This window comes from Streptomyces sp. NPDC046925 (genome assembly GCF_040644915.1).
Lineage (GTDB): Bacteria > Actinomycetota > Actinomycetes > Streptomycetales > Streptomycetaceae > Streptomyces.
Genome location: NZ_JBEYWZ010000013.1, coordinates 149,465 through 166,548, shown reverse-complemented (window position 1 = coordinate 166,548; position 17,084 = coordinate 149,465). Strand labels below are relative to the sequence as shown.

8 protein-coding genes are annotated in these 17,084 nt (G+C 70.9%); 6 read left to right on the top strand and 2 right to left on the bottom strand.

The annotated features are described in order from the left end of the window. From ABZ906_RS37060 to ABZ906_RS37035, 6 genes are all read left to right on the top strand, one after another. Positions 1-7,785 (top strand): amino acid adenylation domain-containing protein, encoded by a 7,785-nt coding sequence (locus ABZ906_RS37060; RefSeq protein WP_361390281.1) that lies wholly within the window; start codon positions 1-3, stop codon positions 7,783-7,785. 4 nt (positions 7,786-7,789) lie between these two features. Next, positions 7,790-11,677: an amino acid adenylation domain-containing protein gene (locus tag ABZ906_RS37055; RefSeq protein ID WP_361390279.1), complete on the top strand. Its 3,888-nt coding sequence runs from the start codon at positions 7,790-7,792 to the stop codon at positions 11,675-11,677. 7 nt (positions 11,678-11,684) lie between these two features. Next, positions 11,685-12,440 (top strand): alpha/beta fold hydrolase, encoded by a 756-nt coding sequence (locus ABZ906_RS37050; protein ID WP_361390277.1) that lies wholly within the window; start codon positions 11,685-11,687, stop codon positions 12,438-12,440. An 84-nt stretch (positions 12,441-12,524) separates the two neighbouring features. Then, positions 12,525-13,502, top strand: coding sequence for an ATP-binding cassette domain-containing protein (locus tag ABZ906_RS37045; RefSeq protein ID WP_361390275.1), 978 nt, complete (start codon positions 12,525-12,527; stop codon positions 13,500-13,502). Next, positions 13,499-14,260, top strand: coding sequence for an ABC transporter permease (locus tag ABZ906_RS37040; RefSeq protein WP_361197411.1), 762 nt, complete (start codon positions 13,499-13,501; stop codon positions 14,258-14,260). The genes ABZ906_RS37045 and ABZ906_RS37040 overlap by 4 nt, the downstream gene beginning before the upstream one ends. Positions 14,261-14,408: 148 nt before the next feature. Next, entirely contained in the window at positions 14,409-15,635 is a 1,227-nt protein-coding gene (locus ABZ906_RS37035) for a cytochrome P450 (RefSeq protein WP_361197408.1), read from the top strand. A 7-nt stretch (positions 15,636-15,642) separates the two neighbouring features. Here ABZ906_RS37035 and ABZ906_RS37030 read toward each other — a convergent pair whose 3' ends face one another. Together ABZ906_RS37030 and ABZ906_RS37025 are read right to left on the bottom strand one after the other, a co-directional pair. Further along, the gene (locus ABZ906_RS37030; RefSeq protein ID WP_361390273.1) at positions 15,643-16,485 is read right to left on the bottom strand and encodes a DUF4097 family beta strand repeat-containing protein; all 843 of its coding nucleotides are present in this window, start codon (positions 16,483-16,485) and stop codon (positions 15,643-15,645) included. A gap of 57 nt (positions 16,486-16,542) precedes the next feature. Then, complete coding sequence (locus tag ABZ906_RS37025) at positions 16,543-17,055, bottom strand: hypothetical protein (protein ID WP_361390271.1); 513 nt, start codon at positions 17,053-17,055, stop codon at positions 16,543-16,545. Between the last annotated feature and the right edge of the window lie 29 nt (positions 17,056-17,084).

Genomic DNA, 17,084 nt, shown 5'->3' with positions numbered 1-17,084 from the left:
ATGATCCCGTTGTCCTTCGCCCAGCGTCGGCTGTGGTTCCTCCACCGACTGGAGGGGCCGTCCGCGACCTACAACATCCCGTTCGTGCTGCGTCTGGACGGGCCGCTGGACACGGCGGCCCTGGCCGCCGCCGTGACGGACGTCGTCACCCGGCACGAGAGCCTGCGCACCCTGGTCGCCGAGAACGAGGACGGCACCCCGCAGCAGCGGATCGTGCCCCCGCAGGAGGCGATCCTCCAGTTCCGGGTGGTCGACGTGGCCGCGGACGCGGTGGACGCCGCGGCGCACCGGGCCGCGTGCGAGGGCTTCGACCTGGAGAGCGAACTCCCGCTGCGCACCACCGTTCTGCGTGTGTCCGCGCAGGAGCACGTGCTGGTGTTCGTCTTCCACCACATCGCCGCGGACGGCGCCTCGATGGCGCCGTTCGTACGCGACCTGCTGTCGGCGTACTCGGCCCGCCACCAGGGGAACGCGCCCCAGTGGGCCCCGCTGGCGGTGCAGTACAAGGACTACACGCTGTGGCAGCGCGAGGTGCTCGGCGACGAGGACGACCCGCAGAGCGTCGCCGCCGGTCAGCTGGACTACTGGCGACAGCAATTGGCCGGGGTGCCGCAGCCGGTGCAGCTGCCGCTGGACAGGCCGCGGCCGACGGCGGCCGGCCACGACGGCGGCTTCGTCGACTTCGAGCTGGACGCGGACCTGCTCGCCGGAGTGGGCAAACTGGCCACGGGGCACGGCGCCACGGCGCCGATGGTCGCCCAGACCGTCCTCGCGGTGCTCCTGCACCACCTCGGCGCCGGCAACGACCTGACGATCGGCAGCCCGATCGAGGGGCGCGCCGACGAACAGCTCGACGATCTGATCGGGTTCTTCGCCAACACCTGGGTGCTGCGCGTCGACCTGTCGCACAACCCCACGTTCGGCGATCTCCTGGAGCAGGTGCGCGAGCGGGCCCTTGCCGCGTACGACAACCAGGACGTTCCGTTCGAGCGCCTGGTGGAACTCCTCAGCCCGGACCGCACCACCGCCTACCAGCCGCTGTTCCAGACGATGCTGGCCTGGCAGTTCGAGTGGTCGCCGATCGAGATACCGGGTCTGCGGGTCACCCCCGTCCCCGCGGGCACCGGCACCGCGAAGTTCGACCTGTTCTTCAACATCGTCCCGGCCCCGTCCGGAGGCGCCTACGGACGCCTCGAGTACGCGACCGAACTCTTCGACCACTCCACGGCCCAGAGCCTCGTCGACCGCTATGTGCGCGTGCTGCGCCAGGTGATCGACGATCCCGGCACGCGGCTCGGCAGGGTGGACGTGCTCACCGGCGCCGAACGGGAGCAGCTGGCACGCCTGAACGAGACGGCGGATCCGGTGACGGCGTCCACCATTCCGCAGCTGGTATCCGCGCAGGCGGCGCGGATACCCAACGCGACAGCGGTGGTGTCCGGGCAGACCGAGCTCTCGTACGGAGAGCTGGAGGCCCGCGCCGACCGCCTTGCCGCGACCCTGCGCGAGCGCGGCGTCGGTCCTGACGTCCTGGTCGCCGTGGCCCTGCCGCGCACCGCCGACCTCGTGGTCGCGCTCCTCGCCGTCCTCAAGGCGGGCGGCGCCTACCTGCCGATCGACCCCGAGTACCCGTCCGCGCGCGTCGGCCTCCTGCTCGACACGGCCGAACCGGCACTGGTCCTGACCGACCGCCTGACGGCACAGACCGTGGCCGGCTCCCGGTCGCCGGTCCTCTACCTGGACGACGTGCGCCTCGACGGCCCCGCCGTCGACGCCCCGGACGTCCCGATCGGCCCGGACCACCTCGCCTACGTGATGTTCACCTCCGGATCGACCGGCACGCCCAAGGGCGTCGCCATCACCCACGGCGGCGTGATCAACGGCGTACGGGACCTGCGGCGGCGCACCCGCGTCGGGCCGGCCTCCCGGATGCTCGCGGCGACCTCGGTGAACTTCGACGTCTCCGTCTTCGAGGTGTTCACCGCGCTCACGTCCGGAGCGAGCGTCGAGATCGTCCGCGACGTACTCGAACTCGCGGAACGCGGCTCGTGGTCGGGTTCGACCGTCAGCGCCGTGCCCGCGGTCTTCTCCGCACTGCTCGACCAGATCGGCACCGGCGCCCCCGGCAGCCTCGAACTCGACGTGGAAACCGTCGTCTTCGCCGGTGAGGCGCTCTCCGCCGACCTGGTCCGCAAGGTGCGTCGGGCCCTGCCCGGCGTGCGCGTCATCAACGCCTACGGACAGACCGAGAGCTTCTACGCCGCCACGTTCACCCTCCCGCAGGAGTGGGACGAGACCGGTGCGATACCGGTCGGACAGCCGCTGGCCAACATGCGCGCCCACGTCCTCGGACCGGAGCTCACCGCGGTCCCGCCCGGCGTGATCGGCGAACTGTACGTCGGCGGTGTGATCGCCCGCGGCTACCACCAGAGCGCCGCGACGACCGCCGAGCGGTTCGTCGCCGACCCGTTCGGCCCGCCCGGCGCACGCATGTACCGCACCGGCGACCTGGCGCAGTGGGACGCGAACGGCCGCCTGAAGTACGCGGGACGGGCCGACACCCAGGTGAAGGTCAACGGCATCCGCGTCGAGCCGACCGAGATCGAGACGGCCCTCGCCCAGCACCCCGCGGTCGGCCAGGCCGTGGTCACGGTGCGCGAGGACCACACCGGCAGCGCGCGGCTCGTCGGCTATGTGGCGCCCGTGGCGGGCGCCGACGGCGAGAGCGACCCGGCCGCCCTCATCACGGTGGCCGACCTGCGCCGGTTCGTGGCCGACCGGCTGCCGGACTACATGGTGCCCGCCCTCTTCGTCGTCCTCGACCAACTGCCGCTCGCCCCGAACGGCAAGCTGGACCGGGCCGCGCTGCCCGAGCCCGAGTTCGCCCGCACCGAGTACCGGGCGGCGCGGGGCGAGACGCAGCGGGTCCTCGCCGAGGTGTACGCGGACGTGCTCGACGTCGAAGAGGTGGGCGTCGACGACGACTTCTTCACCAGCGGCGGCGACAGCATCCGTTCCATCCAGGTCGTGGCCCGCGCCAAGACGCGCGGCGTCCTCGTCACCACGCGGGAGATCTTCGAGCACCGTACGGTCGCGCGGCTCGCGGAGCTGGCCGAGGGCCGGCAGGCCCAGGAGCGCGTGACCCTGGCCGAGCTGCCGGGCGGGGGTGTGGGCTGGGCTCCGCTGCCGCCGACCGCGGCACACGTCCTCGCGCTGAGCGGTGGCATCGGCCGGTTCTGCATGTCCGCGCTGCTGACCCTGCCCGACGGCATCGACCGCGACACACTGCACGCGACGCTGCAGGCCGTCATCGACCGGCACGACGCACTGCGTTCCCGGCTCGACCGGGTCAACCCCGGCCTGCGGATGGAGCCGGTGGGCAGCGTCGACGCCGGTGCGCTGGTGTCCCGGGTTGCCTACGACGGAGCCGGCGTACAGGCCGAGCTCGACGCGGCCGCGGACCGACTCGACCCCGACGCGGGCGTCATGGCGCAGTTCGTGTGGTTCACCTCCGACACGGAAGCGGACCGCCTGCTGATCGTCCTGCACCACCTGGTCGTCGACGGCGTCTCGTGGCGCGTCCTGCTCCCGGACCTGGTCTCCGCCTGGCAGCGCGTCCGCGACGGACTCGCGCCGGAGCCCGCAGGGCCCGGCACCTCGCTGCGGCGCTGGGCCCACGCGCTCTCCGAGGAGGCGACCGGCGAGCGGCGCACGGCGGAACTGCCCCTGTGGCAGGAGATCCTGAGCGGGGACGAGCCGGTGCTCGGAGCACGGGAGCTCGACCCCGCGCTCGATGTCACGGCCACCGTGGACACGGTGCGCGTCCAGGTGCCGACGGACGTGACCCAGACCCTGCTGAACACGGTGCCCGCGGTGTTCCGCGCCGGCGCCGACGACGGTCTCCTCACCGGGCTCGCACTGGCGCTCGCACGCTGGCGCCAGCAGCGGGGCCAGTCCGGTGCCTCCACGCTCGTGCGCCTCGAAGGACACGGCCGCGAGGAGCACGTGGTGCCCGGCGCGGACCTGTCGGGCACGCTCGGCTGGTTCACCGCCATGTTCCCGGTACGCCTGGACCTCGCGGGCATCGACGTGGCGGACGCGTTCGCCGGCGGCCCGGCCGCCGGACAGGCGATCAAGGCCGTCAAGGAGCAACTGCGCGCGGTGCCGGACAACGGCATGGGCTACGGCCTGCTGCGCCACCTCAACCCCCGGACCACCGCCGCCCTTGCCGGACGGCCGGAGCCGCGGATCGGGTTCAACTACCTGGGCCGCTCCTCCCGCGCCGACATCCCCGAGGAACTGCGCGGCCTCGGCTGGGCCCCCGACACCACGCACCGCGACCTGATCGCCGCACCGGACGCGGACATGACCGTCCTCTCGTCCCTGGAGATCAACGCGGTGGCCACCAGCGCCCCCGACGGCGACGAACTGACCGCCTACTTCGGATTCCCGACCGGTGTCCTCAGCCGCGAGGAGGTCACCGAACTGGCCGGACTGTGGTGCGAGGCGCTCGCCGCCCTGGCCCGGCACGCCACGACACCCGAGGCGGGCGGGCTGACGCCCAGCGACGCGCCCCTGGTCCAGGTGGGCCAGGCGGAGATCGACACCTGGGAGGAGAGGTTCGGCGAGCTGTCCAGGATCTGGCCGGCGACCCCCCTGCAATCCGGGATGCTCTTCCACACGATGCTGGCGGGATCGTCCTTCGACGCCTACCACATGCAACTCGTCTTCCACCTGTCCGGCGACGTCGACCCGGAGCGCATGCGCCGCGCCGCGCAGGGACTCCTGGAACGCCACGCCAGCCTCCGGGCGGCGTTCGTCGACCGGGCGGACGGCGACATGGTGCAGGCCGTGCCGCGGACGGTGACCCTGCCCTGGCAGTACCTCGACCTGACGGCCGTCGACGAGCCGGAGCGTACCGACACGTTCGAGGCGTTCCTCGCCGAGGACCGGGCCACGCACTTCGACATGGACACCCCGCCGCTGCTGCGCTGCGCCCTCGCCATCCTCGAACCCGGCCACGCCGAACTGGTGCTGACCACCCATCACGTCCTGATCGACGGCTGGTCCACCCCCCTGCTGATGCGGGACCTGCTCCTGCTCTACGCATCCGGCGGTGACCCCGCGGAGCTGCCCGCCACCCGCGACTTCGGCGAGTTCCTGGCCTGGCGCGCCCGGCAGGACGAGGAGGAGTCCGCCCGGGTGTGGGCGGCCGAACTCGAAGGGGTCGAGGAGCCGACGCTGCTCGCACCCGGCTCCGAGGACGCGGGCGCGGAGGGCGTCGACCAGCTGGAGATCGACCTTCCGGCCGAGGAGGCACGGGAACTCTCCCGCCGGGCGGCCGAGCTGGGCGTCACCGTCAACACCCTGGTCCAGGGTGCGTGGGGGCTGCTGCTCAGCAAGCTCACCGGCCGCCAGGACGTGGTGTTCGGAGCCACCGTCTCCGGGCGTCCGCCCGCGGTGACGGACGTCGGCTCCATGGTCGGGATGTTCATCAACACCCTTCCCGTACGTGTCGCGTACGCGCCCGGCGACACCCTCGCCGAGGTCCTCACCCGGCTCCAGGGCCGGCAGGCAGGCCTTCTGGAGCACCACTACTACGGGCTCACGCAGATCCAGCAGTCCGTCGGGCTTTCGTCCCTCTTCGACACGCTGGTCGTCTTCGAGTCGTACCCGGTCGACAAGGAGGGGATCAGCGCCGCCACCGACGCCGCTGACGGAATCGCCTTCACGGGCCTGCGCCCCTCCACGGCCACCAACTACCCGCTGACCCTGATGGCGGCGGTCGACCCGCACCTCCAGCTCATCTTCCAGTACGCGCAGAACGTCTTCGACCAGGACGCGGTGGAGGTGCTCGCGGCCCGCCTCGTGCGCGTCCTGCGGCAGCTGGCGGCCACTCCCGAGCTCAAGGCCGCGCACATCGACGTCCTGGACCCGGCCGAACGCGACCGGCTGCTCACCCGGTACAACGACACGGCGGCGCACACCCCGGACGTCACGATCGGCGGGCTCGTCGAGGCACAGGTGGCGCGCACCCCGGACGAGACCGCGGTGGTCGCCGACGGCACATCGCTCACCTACCGCGAACTCGACGTCCGCGCCGGCCGCCTGGCGCGGGAACTGGCCGGACGCGGGGTGGGCCCGGAGTCGGTCGTCGCCGTCTCGCTGCCGCGCTCGGCCGATCTGGTCGTCGCGCTGCTCGCGGTCCACAAGGCGGGCGGCGCCTACCTCCCGGTCGACCCCAAGTACCCGAGCCACCGCCTCCAGGCGATCTTCGAGGAGGCGCGGCCGAGGCTCGTCCTGACGGACTCCGCGACGGTCGCGGTGCTGCCGGAGCACGAAGCCCCGGACATCTTCCTCGACACGCTCGACCTGTCCACGGAGACCGCCGCCCCCGAACTCCGCTTGCACGCTGACCAGTTGGCGTACGTGATGTACACCTCGGGCTCCACGGGCAAGCCCAAGGGCGTCGCCATCACCCACGGATGCGTGGTCAACGGCGTGCTGCGGCTCGCCTCCCGCGTGGGCCTGGAGCAGGGCAAGCGGCTCCTCGCGGGCACGTCCGTCAACTTCGACGTGTCGGCGTTCGAGATCTTCACGACCCTCGCCACCGGCGGCGTCGTCGAAGTGGTCCGCGACGTCCTGGTCCTGGGCGAGCGGGAGAGCTGGAACGGCAGCGTCATCTCCACCGTGCCGTCCGCCTTCGCCGAACTCGTCGACGAGATCTCCGGCCGTACCAGCGTGGAGACGGTCGTCTTCGCCGGTGAGGCCCTGCCCTCGTCGCTCGTCGAGAAGACCCGCAAGGCCTTCCCGGGCGTACGGGTCGTCAACGCCTACGGGCAGAGCGAGTCGTTCTACGCCACCACCTTCACCGTCGATGCCGACACCCGGCCCGGTTCGGGCAGCGCGCCCGTCGGCACCCCGCTCGGCAACATGCGGACCTACGTCCTGGGCCCCGGCCTCTCCCCGGTGCCGCCCGGCGTGGTCGGCGAGCTGTACGTCGGCGGCAGCGTCGGCCGCGGCTACCATGGCCGCCCCGAACTGACCGCGGAGCGCTTCGTCGCCGACCCGTTCGGCCCGGCGGGCGCTCGCATGTACCGCACCGGTGACCTGGCCCGCTGGAACGACGCGGGACAGCTGGAGTACGTGGGCCGCGACGACACGCAGGTCAAGGTGCGCGGCTTCCGCGTCGAGCCCGGCGAGGTCGAGGCGGCGCTCACCGCGCACCCCGAGGTCGCGCAGGCCGTCGTCATCGCCCGCGCCGGGCGCTCCAGCACGGCGGGCAAGCAACTCGTCGCCTACGTCGTACCCGTGGCCGCCGGCGACGGCACGGCCGCCGACGGCCGCCCCGCACCGGCTGCGAAGGACCTGCACGGCTTCGTGTCGGAGCGGCTGCCGGACTTCATGGTGCCGTCCGCCTTCGTGGTCCTCGACCAACTGCCGCTCGCCCCGAACGGCAAGCTCGACCGGGCCGCGCTGCCCGAGCCCGAGTACACCGGCGCCGAGTACCGCGCGCCGCGCACCGGCCGCGAGAAGGAGCTTGCCGGGCTGTTCGCCGAGGTGCTCGGCCTGGACCGGGTCGGCATCGACGACGGCTTCTTCGAGCTCGGCGGGCACTCCCTGCTCGCCACCCGCCTGATCAGCCGCACCCGCGCCGAGATGGGGATCGAGATCCCCATCCGCAAGATCTTCGACCTGCCGACGGTGGCCGCGCTCGCTGCGTGGTCGGAGGAATCTGCCGCTCCCCGTCGCCCCAGTCTGCGTCAGATGTTCAATAAGGAGTGAAGCAATGATTCCGCTGTCATTCGCACAACGCCGCATGTGGCTCCTGCACCAGCTGGAGGGGGGAGCGGCGACCTATAACATCTCGGCGGCCTTCCGGCTGACCGGAGCCCTGGACGAGGACGCCCTGGTGGCGGCGCTCGGCGATGTGCTCGGCAGGCACGAGATCCTGCGTACGACGTACGAGACGGACGAAGCCGGTGAGCCCCACCCGCGGATCCTGTCGGCCGACGAGGCGTCGCCCGAGGTGCGCGTGGTCGATGTGGCGCCCGACGACGTGACCGGCGTGATCGACGAGGCCGTCGCGCACCGCTTCGACCTGGCAGCCGAACTCCCCTTCAGGGCAAGCCTGTTGCGCTGCTCCCCGGAGGACCATGTCCTGGTCCTCGTGGTCCACCACATCGCGTCCGACGGCAGTTCCAGCGCGCCGATGATGGGGGACCTCTTCGACGCCTACATCGCACGGCGGGGCGGCAAGGCGCCGGCCTGGGAGCCGCTGCCCATCCAGTACAAGGACTACGCGGTCTGGCAGCGCGAGGTGCTCGGCGACGTGGCCGAGCCGGGCACGCTGGCCGCCGGGCAGGTCGAGTACTGGCGCAAGGAACTGGCCGGGGTGCCGCAGCCGCTGAACCTGCCGCTGGACCGGCCCCGGCCCGCGGAGGCCAGTTCGGACGGCGACACGGTCGACCTCGAAGTGCGTCCTGACGTCGTGGCCGGCCTGCAGAAGCTGTCGCAGGAACGCGGAACGAGCATGTCGATGCTCATGCAGGCCGCGCTGGCCGTCCTGCTCAGCAAGATCGGCGGCGGCAACGACGTGACGATCGGCTCGCCGATCGCCGGACGGAACGACGAGGCGCTGGCCGACCTGATCGGCTGCTTCGTCAACACGCAGGTGCTGCGCACGGACCTCTCCGGCAACCCGACGTTCGTCGACCTGCTCGCGCAGGTGCGGGACAAGTCCCTTGCGGCCTACGAGCACCAGGACGTGCCGTTCGACGTGGTGGTCGAGGCGATCAACCCCGACCGCTCCGCGGCGTACCAGCCGCTGTTCCAGGTGATCTTCGCCTGGCAGAGCTACGAGAAGCCGAACCTCGAACTCCCCGGTCTTGACGTGGCGTTCGAGCAGGCCATCCCCTCGACCGCCATGGTCGACCTGACCTTCTTCATGGCCGTGGACGACACGGGGACGCTGCGCGGAGACCTCCAGTACGCCACCAAGCTGTTCGACCGCGCGTCGGCCGAGGTGATCGTCGCCCGGCTCGTACGGGTCCTGGAGCAGCTCTCCGCCGACCCCGGCATGCGCGTCGGCGACGTCGACGTACTGATCGCGGGGGAGCGGGAGCGGCTCCTCGTGGAGGTCAACGAGGCGGGCACCGACGCTCCCGGCGCCACCCTCGTCGAGCTCTTCGAGCGCCAGGCGGCGCAGCGGGCCGACGCGGTCGCGGTGACCCACGAGGACACCGCGCTCACCTACGGAGAGCTGAACGCACGGGCCAACCGCCTCGCGCGGCACCTCGTCACCCGGGGAGTGGGCCCCGAGTCCCTCGTCGGCGTCTGCCTGGGGCGCTCGGCCGATCTGGTCGTCGCGCTGCTCGCGGTGCTCAAGGCGGGCGGCGCCTATCTGCCCATCGACCCCGACTCCCCGGCCGACCGCATCGCCTACATGATCGAGGACGCCGCGCCGGTGCTCCTGGTGACCACGAGCACGACCGGCGACACCCTCGACATCTCCCCGGACCTCCCCGTGGTCCACCTCGACCGGGCCGACGCGCTCGACGGACAGCAGGACACCGACCTCACCGACGCCGAGCGCCGCACGGCCCTGCGCCCCGACCACACGGCGTACGTCATCTACACCTCCGGGTCGACCGGCCGCCCCAAGGGCGTGCTGGTCCCGCACAGCAACGTGGTCGGACTCTTCAACGCCACCGAGGACTTCGCCTTCGGCGCGGACGACGTGTGGACCCTCTTCCACTCCTACGCCTTCGACTTCTCGGTGTGGGAGCTGTGGGGCCCGCTGCTGTACGGCGGCCGCCTGGTCGTGGTCCCCTACGACGTCTCCCGTTCCCCCGTCGACTTCCGCCGGCTGCTGGCCCGCGAGCAGGTCACCGTCCTGAACCAGACGCCGTCGGCCTTCTACCAGCTCATCCAGGCCGACGCCCAGGCCTCCGACCAGGAACTGGCCCTGCGCTATGTGGTGTTCGGCGGCGAGGCCCTGGACCTGAACCGCCTCACGGAGTGGTACGAGCGCCACGCTCCCGACGCGCCGGTCCTCGTGAACATGTACGGCATCACCGAGACCACCGTCCACGTCACCCGCATCGACCTGGACGAGCACTCCGTCACCCACCACGGGAACGGCGTGATCGGACGCGCGGTCCCCGGCCTGCGCTCCTACGTCCTCGACGACCACCTCAAGCCCACGCCCCCCGGCGTGACCGGCGAGCTGTACGTGGGGGGCTACGGCCTGGCCCGCGGCTACCACGGCCGGCCCGAGCTGACGGCGGGACGCTTCGTCGCGTGCCCCTTCGGCGAGCCGGGCGAGCGGATGTACCGCAGCGGCGACCTGGTCCGCTGGGGCAGGACCGGCCAGATGGAGTACGTCGGCCGGGCCGACTCCCAGGTCAAGATCCGCGGGTTCCGCATCGAGCTGGGCGAGATCGAGCAGGCGATCGCCGGGCACCCCGACGTGGCGACGGCGGTCGTCGTCGTACGCGAGAACCAGGAGGGCGACAAGCGCCTGGTCGGCTATGTCGTGCCCGAGCCCGGCGCCGCGGCCCGGGCGGAAGAGATCTCCGCGCACCTGCGCGAGTTCCTCCCCGACTACATGGTGCCCTCCGCGCTCATCACGCTGTCGGAGATCCCGCTGACCTCGAACGGCAAGCTCGACCGGCGGGCCCTGCCCGCCGAGGAGACGAACACCGAGGTCGGCAGCGCGCCGCGCAACGCCTACGAGGAGAGGCTGTGCGCCCTCTTCGGCGAGCTCCTGGGCCTGGAGAACGTCGGCATCGACGACAACTTCTTCATGCTCGGTGGCCACTCGCTCCTGGCCACCCGGCTCAGCGTCCGGGTCCGCGGCGAGTTCGACATCGACATCCCCATCAGGACCATCATCAGGTACCCCACGGTGGCCGAGCTCGCCGCGCTGATGCTCGCGGGCGGCGCCCCCGTCGACGAGGCCGACGCGTTCGCGGTCGTCCTGCCCCTGAACAACGATCCCGGCACGGGCAAGCCGCCGGTGTGGTTCTTCCACGGAGGCGGCGGTCTCGGCTGGGCGTACTACAGCTTCGTGCTGCACATCGAGGACCGGCCCGCCTACGCCCTGCAGTCCCGCGGCTCCGACGGCGTCGAGCCGGTGGCGGGCTCCGTCGAGGAGATGATCGACGACTATGTCGGCCAGATCCTGAAGGTCCAGCCCGAGGGCCCCTTCGACCTGATCGGCTGGTCCTACGGCGGCACGGTCGTGCAGGCCGTCGCGGACGCGCTCGACCGGCTCGGGCACGAGGTCCATCTCGTGGCCGTCCTGGACGCCCAGCCCGGCGGCCACGGATTCTCCACGGTGCACGCCGGCAAGGACTCGACGGACTACCGGGCCGAGCTTGAGGACGACCTCAGCCAGTACATACGCACCGGAAACCGGCAGGGCTTCCTGGACACCATGTCGACGGTGCTCGCCAACAACACGTCCCTGATGGCGGACTTCGAATCGCCGGTCTACCGCGGCGACGTGCTGTATTTCAACGCGACGCTGGAGGAGCAGTCGTACGGGCATCTGTGGCGGCCCTACGTGCTCGGCTCCCTGGAAATACACGACGTGCACGCCACGCACCACGAAATGCACATGCCCGGACCCGTGGCCCAGTTCTTCGAGGTCGTCAAGAACAAGCTCGTCTAACGAACGAATGAAGGGGTTGGTCGGTGTGAGGGAACCCGGAACATCCGCACGGGAACAGGACCGGACGGCGCTGCTGTGCGTGCCGTTCGCGGGAGCGGGACCGTCGTTCTTCCACCCATGGCAGGAGCTGGCCGGCGACCGGTGGCGCGTGACCGCGGTCGAACTGCCGGGCAGGGAACGGCGGATCCTGGAGACGCCGTTCCGCAATGTCGTCGAGGCGGCCAAGAGTTCCGTCGACGACGTCGTCGCGGACCTCGGCGAGGGGACGCGGGCCGTGCTGTTCGGGCACAGCCTGGGCGCGGTGCTCGCGTACGAGCTGGTGCATCTGCTGAGCACGCGCGGCATTCACGTCGAGCGGCTCGTCGTCAGCGGGTCGCCGGGGCCGTGGACGCAGCGCGAGCGGAGGGCGGCGGGGCTCCCGGACGACGAATTCCTCGCCAGGGTCGAGGAGTTCGCGGGCTTCAGGCACGAGGCCCTCGACCACCCGGAGATGCGCGAACTGATTCTCCCCACGCTCCAGGCCGACTGCGAGATGCACGAGAGCTACGTACCGAGCACCGACGAACCGGTGTCCGTGCCGATCTGCTCGCTGCGGGGCAGCGTCGACGGTCTGGTCACCGCGGAGGAGGCGCAGCAGTGGCGGGACGCGACCACCGCTGAATTCAGCTATGCGGAATTCGAGGGCGACCACATGTACCTGGTCGACAGCGGCCGTCAGGTGCTCGACGCGATCGAGGCGGAATGCGCCCGCGTCAGCGCCTGACCGATACGTGAGCCGACCGCCACGTGAGCTGATCGCTATGTGAGCTGACCGATGAGTGAAAGGACCGGAGAGGAAAGTGGAGGCATGAGAAGTCCAGCGATTGCGGTCTCAGGGCTGCGCAAGGCCTATGGCGACAAGGTCGTGCTCGACGGCGTCGACTTCGAGGTCGCGGCGGGATCGATCTTCTCCCTGCTCGGCCCGAACGGGGCGGGCAAGACGACGACGGTGAACGTCCTGACGACGTTGATGAACGCCGACGCCGGAACGGTGCGGATCGCCGGGCACGACGTGGCGACGCAGACCAAGCAGGTGCGCGCCAAGATCGGTGTGACCGGTCAGTTCGCCGCGGTGGACGACCTGCTGTCGGGCCGGGAGAACCTGCGCCTGATGGCCGACCTGAAGCGCGTGCGCTCCGACGAGGTGGTCACCGGACTCCTCGAGCGGTTCGACCTGGTGGAGTCGGCGGACAAGCTGGCGGCCACCTACTCCGGCGGTATGCGCCGGAAGCTGGACCTGGCGATGACGCTGGTCGGCAGTCCGGAGATCATCTTCCTCGACGAGCCGACGACGGGCCTCGACCCGCGCAGCAGGCGCACGATGTGGGGGATCGTCCGCGAGCTCGTGGCCGAGGGCACCACCATCTTCCTCACCACCCAGTACCTCGAGGAGGCCGACCAGCTCGCCGACCGGATCGCGGTGCTCAACGGGGGCCGCCTGGTCGCCCAGGGCACCGCCGACGAGCTCAAGCGCCAGATCCCCGGCACCCACATCCGCTTCCGCTTCGCCGACCTCCGTGAACTCGACACGGCGGCGCGGGTCCTGGCCGACGCGACACGGGACGACGACGAGCTGACCCTGCGGGTGCCGAGCGACGGCGAGACCAAGTCGCTGCGGGCGCTGCTCGGACGGCTCGACGCGCACGCGATCGACGCCCTGGAGTTCTCGGTGCACCGCCCGGACCTCGACGACGTGTTCCTCGCCCTGACCGAACGCAAGAGCACCGACGCGGCGGCCGACCACGCGGACATCGAGCACCTGAGCAAGGAGGCGGTCGCACAGTGAGTACGGTCTCGACGCCGTTGGCCGATTCGGCGATCATGCTGCGCCGCAACCTGAAGCACAACGTGCGCAACCCCGTCACGATGTTCAACGCGGTGCTGTTCCCCATCGTGATCATGCTGATGTTCGTCAAGGTCTTCGGCGGCGGATTCAGCGTCGGCGACAGCTACATCGACTACGTGACGCCGGGGCTGCTCGTGATGGCCATCAGCTACGGGCTGAGCGCCACGGCGACCGCGGTGAACTCCGACATGACCAAGGGCGTCATCAACCGGCTCAAGGTGATGGACGTGTCCCGCGGCGCCATGCTGAGCGGGCATGTCGTCATCACCACGGTGCGCGCCCTGGTGGGCTGCGCGGCGATCGTCGGCGTTGCCTTCCTGATGGGCTTCGACCCGCAGGCGTCCGCCCTGGACTGGCTCGGTGTGGTCGGTGTCGTCGTGCTGCTCAGCTTCGCGGCCGGCTGGCTCACCGTCGCCATGGGCCTGGCCGCGAAGTCCGTGGAGTCGGCGGGCATGGCCGCCGTGCCGCTGATCATGCTGCCGTTCCTGAGCAGCGCGTTCGTGCCCGCGGACACGATGGGCGCCGGAGTTCGGCAGTTCGCCGAGTACCAGCCCTTCACCCCGATCATCGAGACGCTGCGCGGTCTGCTCGCGGGCAACCCGTCGGGCGGTGACGCGATCGCGGCCGTCTCCTGGTGCGTCGGCCTCGCCGTCGTCGGTTACGTGTGGGCGGTCTCCACGTTCAAGAAGCGGGCGTGACCCCGGCCGACTCCACCTGGTCGTCCCCTCCTGAGCCGTCTCGGCGTGCATGTCGCCGAGGCGGCTTTTTCGGTCATTGTTCCGGACGCGGCACACGATGGTGCCACAGTGGCTCGATATGGCACTGAAGGTGTGCCATGGTGGAGTCATGGATCAAACCGTTGCCATCCCCCACGGCCTCCCGACGGAACGCGACGCGGGCCCCTTCGACCCGCCCCGCCGCATCACCGAGCTGCGCGAGTCGCGCCCCGTCAGCCCCATGCTCTTCCCCGACGGGCACGAGGGCTGGTTAGTCACCGGCTATGAAGAAGTCCGCACGCTCCTGGCCGACACCCGCTTCAGCTCCCGCCAGGACATCGGCGTTCTCCATCTGCCGTACGAGGCCCCCGGCATGCCCCCCATCACCGAGCCGTCCCCGCAGGAGCCGGGCCTGTTCATCAGCATGGACCCGCCGGACCACACCCGGCTGCGGCGCATGCTCACCGGCGCCTTCACCGTCAAACGCATGAAGATGCTCGAAGAGAACATCGTCGCCATCGCCGAGCGGCAACTGGACGAGATGGCGCGACTGACCCCGCCGGTCGACCTGGTGAAGGAGTTCGCGCTGCCGGTGCCCTCACTGGTCATCTGCGAACTGCTCGGCGTCCCCTACGCGGACCGCGAGACCTTCCAGGCCAACTCCGGCAAGATCATGGAAAAGGACATCTCGCTCGACGAGAAGATGGCCGCGTACACCGGCCTGACCACGTACCTCTCCGAACTGGTCACCCGCAAGCGCGCCGAACCCGACGAAGACATCCTCTCCGACCTGGCCCGCCACGACGACCTCACCATCGAGGAACTGACGGGCATCGCCTTCCTGCTGCTGCTCGCGGGCCACGAGACCACCGCCAACATGCTGGGCCTCGGCACCTTCGCGCTCCTGGAGCACCCGGAGCAGCTGGACCGGCTGCGCGCCGAACCGGACCTGTGGCCCGATGCCGTCGAGGAACTCCTGCGCTACCTGTCCGTCGTCGACGTCCTCTTCCGCTATGCCACGCAGGACATCGAGCTCGGCGGCGAGACCATCGGCAAGGGGTCGACCGTCATCGTCTCCATGCTGGCCGCCAACCGCGACCCCCGGCGCTTCGACGACCCCGACGCCCTGGACGTCCACCGCAAGGCGCGCGGCCAACTCTCCTTCGGCCACGGCGTCCACCAGTGCCTCGGACAGCAACTGGCCCGCATCGAGATGCGCGCAGGTTTCGCAGGCCTGCTGCGCCGCTTCCCGACCCTGGAGCTGGCCGTCCCCGCCGACGAGGTGAGGCTCAGGACCAACATGAACATCTACGGCGTCCACGCACTGCCGGTCACCTGGACGGAAACGGCCGGGTAGCAGGCGGTCAGGGCTTGGCGCGGCGGATGTCGATGTTGCCGTGCTTGGTGCGGGCGCGGATCTTGACGGAGTCCTCGGTATTGTCGGGGCTGTCGGATGCGGTGAGGGTGTTGCGGACCTGGCCGGAGCTGGAGCTGACGTCGAGCCAGGCGGCGGTGCCTTCGCTGACGCCGATTTCGATGGCGCCGAAGGAGGTTTCCAGCTGGATGGTGCCGCGGGTGGCTTCGCCGACGCGCAGGGTGCCGTGCGCGGTGACGGCGGTGACGGAGTCTTCGGCGTGGGCGATGTCGATGTCGCCGTTGGCGCCGCGTACGCGCAGTTCGCCGGTGACGGTGCCGATGGTGGTGGTGCCGTGGGAGTTCTTCAGGGTGGCGGTGCCGTCGACGGTGCCCAGGCGCAGGCTGCCGGAGCTGGTGGAGATCTCGGCGGCGCCTTCGACGTGGTCCACGGTGATCGAGCCGTGGGATGCGGTCAGGTGCAGCGGGCCGGTGGTGTCCAGGCGTACGTCGCCGGAGGAGGTCTTGACGCGGGTCTGGCCGAGGCGGCCTTCGCCGATGACCTGGGTCCAGGCGCCGGTGGTGTCGGTGCGGGAGCCGGCGGGCAGTTCGACGGTCACGTCGACGGTGCCGGTGCGGCCGAAGAGGCTGGGCTTGGGCGTCTTGATGGTCAGGACACCGTTGCCGTACGAGACCTCGGTCTGTTCGGCGGCGCGTACGTCCTGGTCCTTCTTGGCCTCGCGGGGCCGGACCTCGACGAGGGTGTCGGTGCGCTCGCCCGCGGTGTACTGGATGGAACCGGCGTCCACACGCGCCGTGACCGAGATCGCTTCAGGAGTGTCGAACGTAGGCATGACCGGACCGTCCTCGGGTCTTCGGGGCGTGGGGGTGGTGAAGGGGCGCGGGCGCGGCTAGCGCACCCAGCCGGTGAAGCTCTGGCCGAGGGTCTGGGTCTTCTCCGTACGCGGTCGTGTGCCGCCGTCGACCGCCGCCGATACGGCGCGCACGAGCCAGGCGTTGACCGACAGGCCCTCGCGGCTCGCGGCCTCCTCGGCGCGCGCCTTGAGGTGGGCGGGAAGACGGAGGTTGACGCGGGCGGTGCCGCCCTCGTCGCCGTCGGCGGGAGCCGGGGTCTTGTACGTGTCGACCGGCGTGGCCTGCTCCTCGGGGGCGACGTCCGCGGGCGGCAGCGTCACCACGAAGTCCGGGTCGAGGCCGCGCAGCCGTACGTCGACCGAGCCCGGCGCGAGCTCGCTGGTGATCTCGCCCATCGCCGCGGAGAGCACGCTCAGCAGCGTCAGACGCGTCGCCGACTCCAGCGGAGCGGTCAGCCGCTCGGCCAGCTCGCGCGCATCGTCCCCGCCGGCTTCGGCGGCCACCGCGAGCTCGCGGCGGAGAGTGTCGACATACGGGGTGAGGTCCATGACGTCAGCATGGCGGCACTCTGACGCCA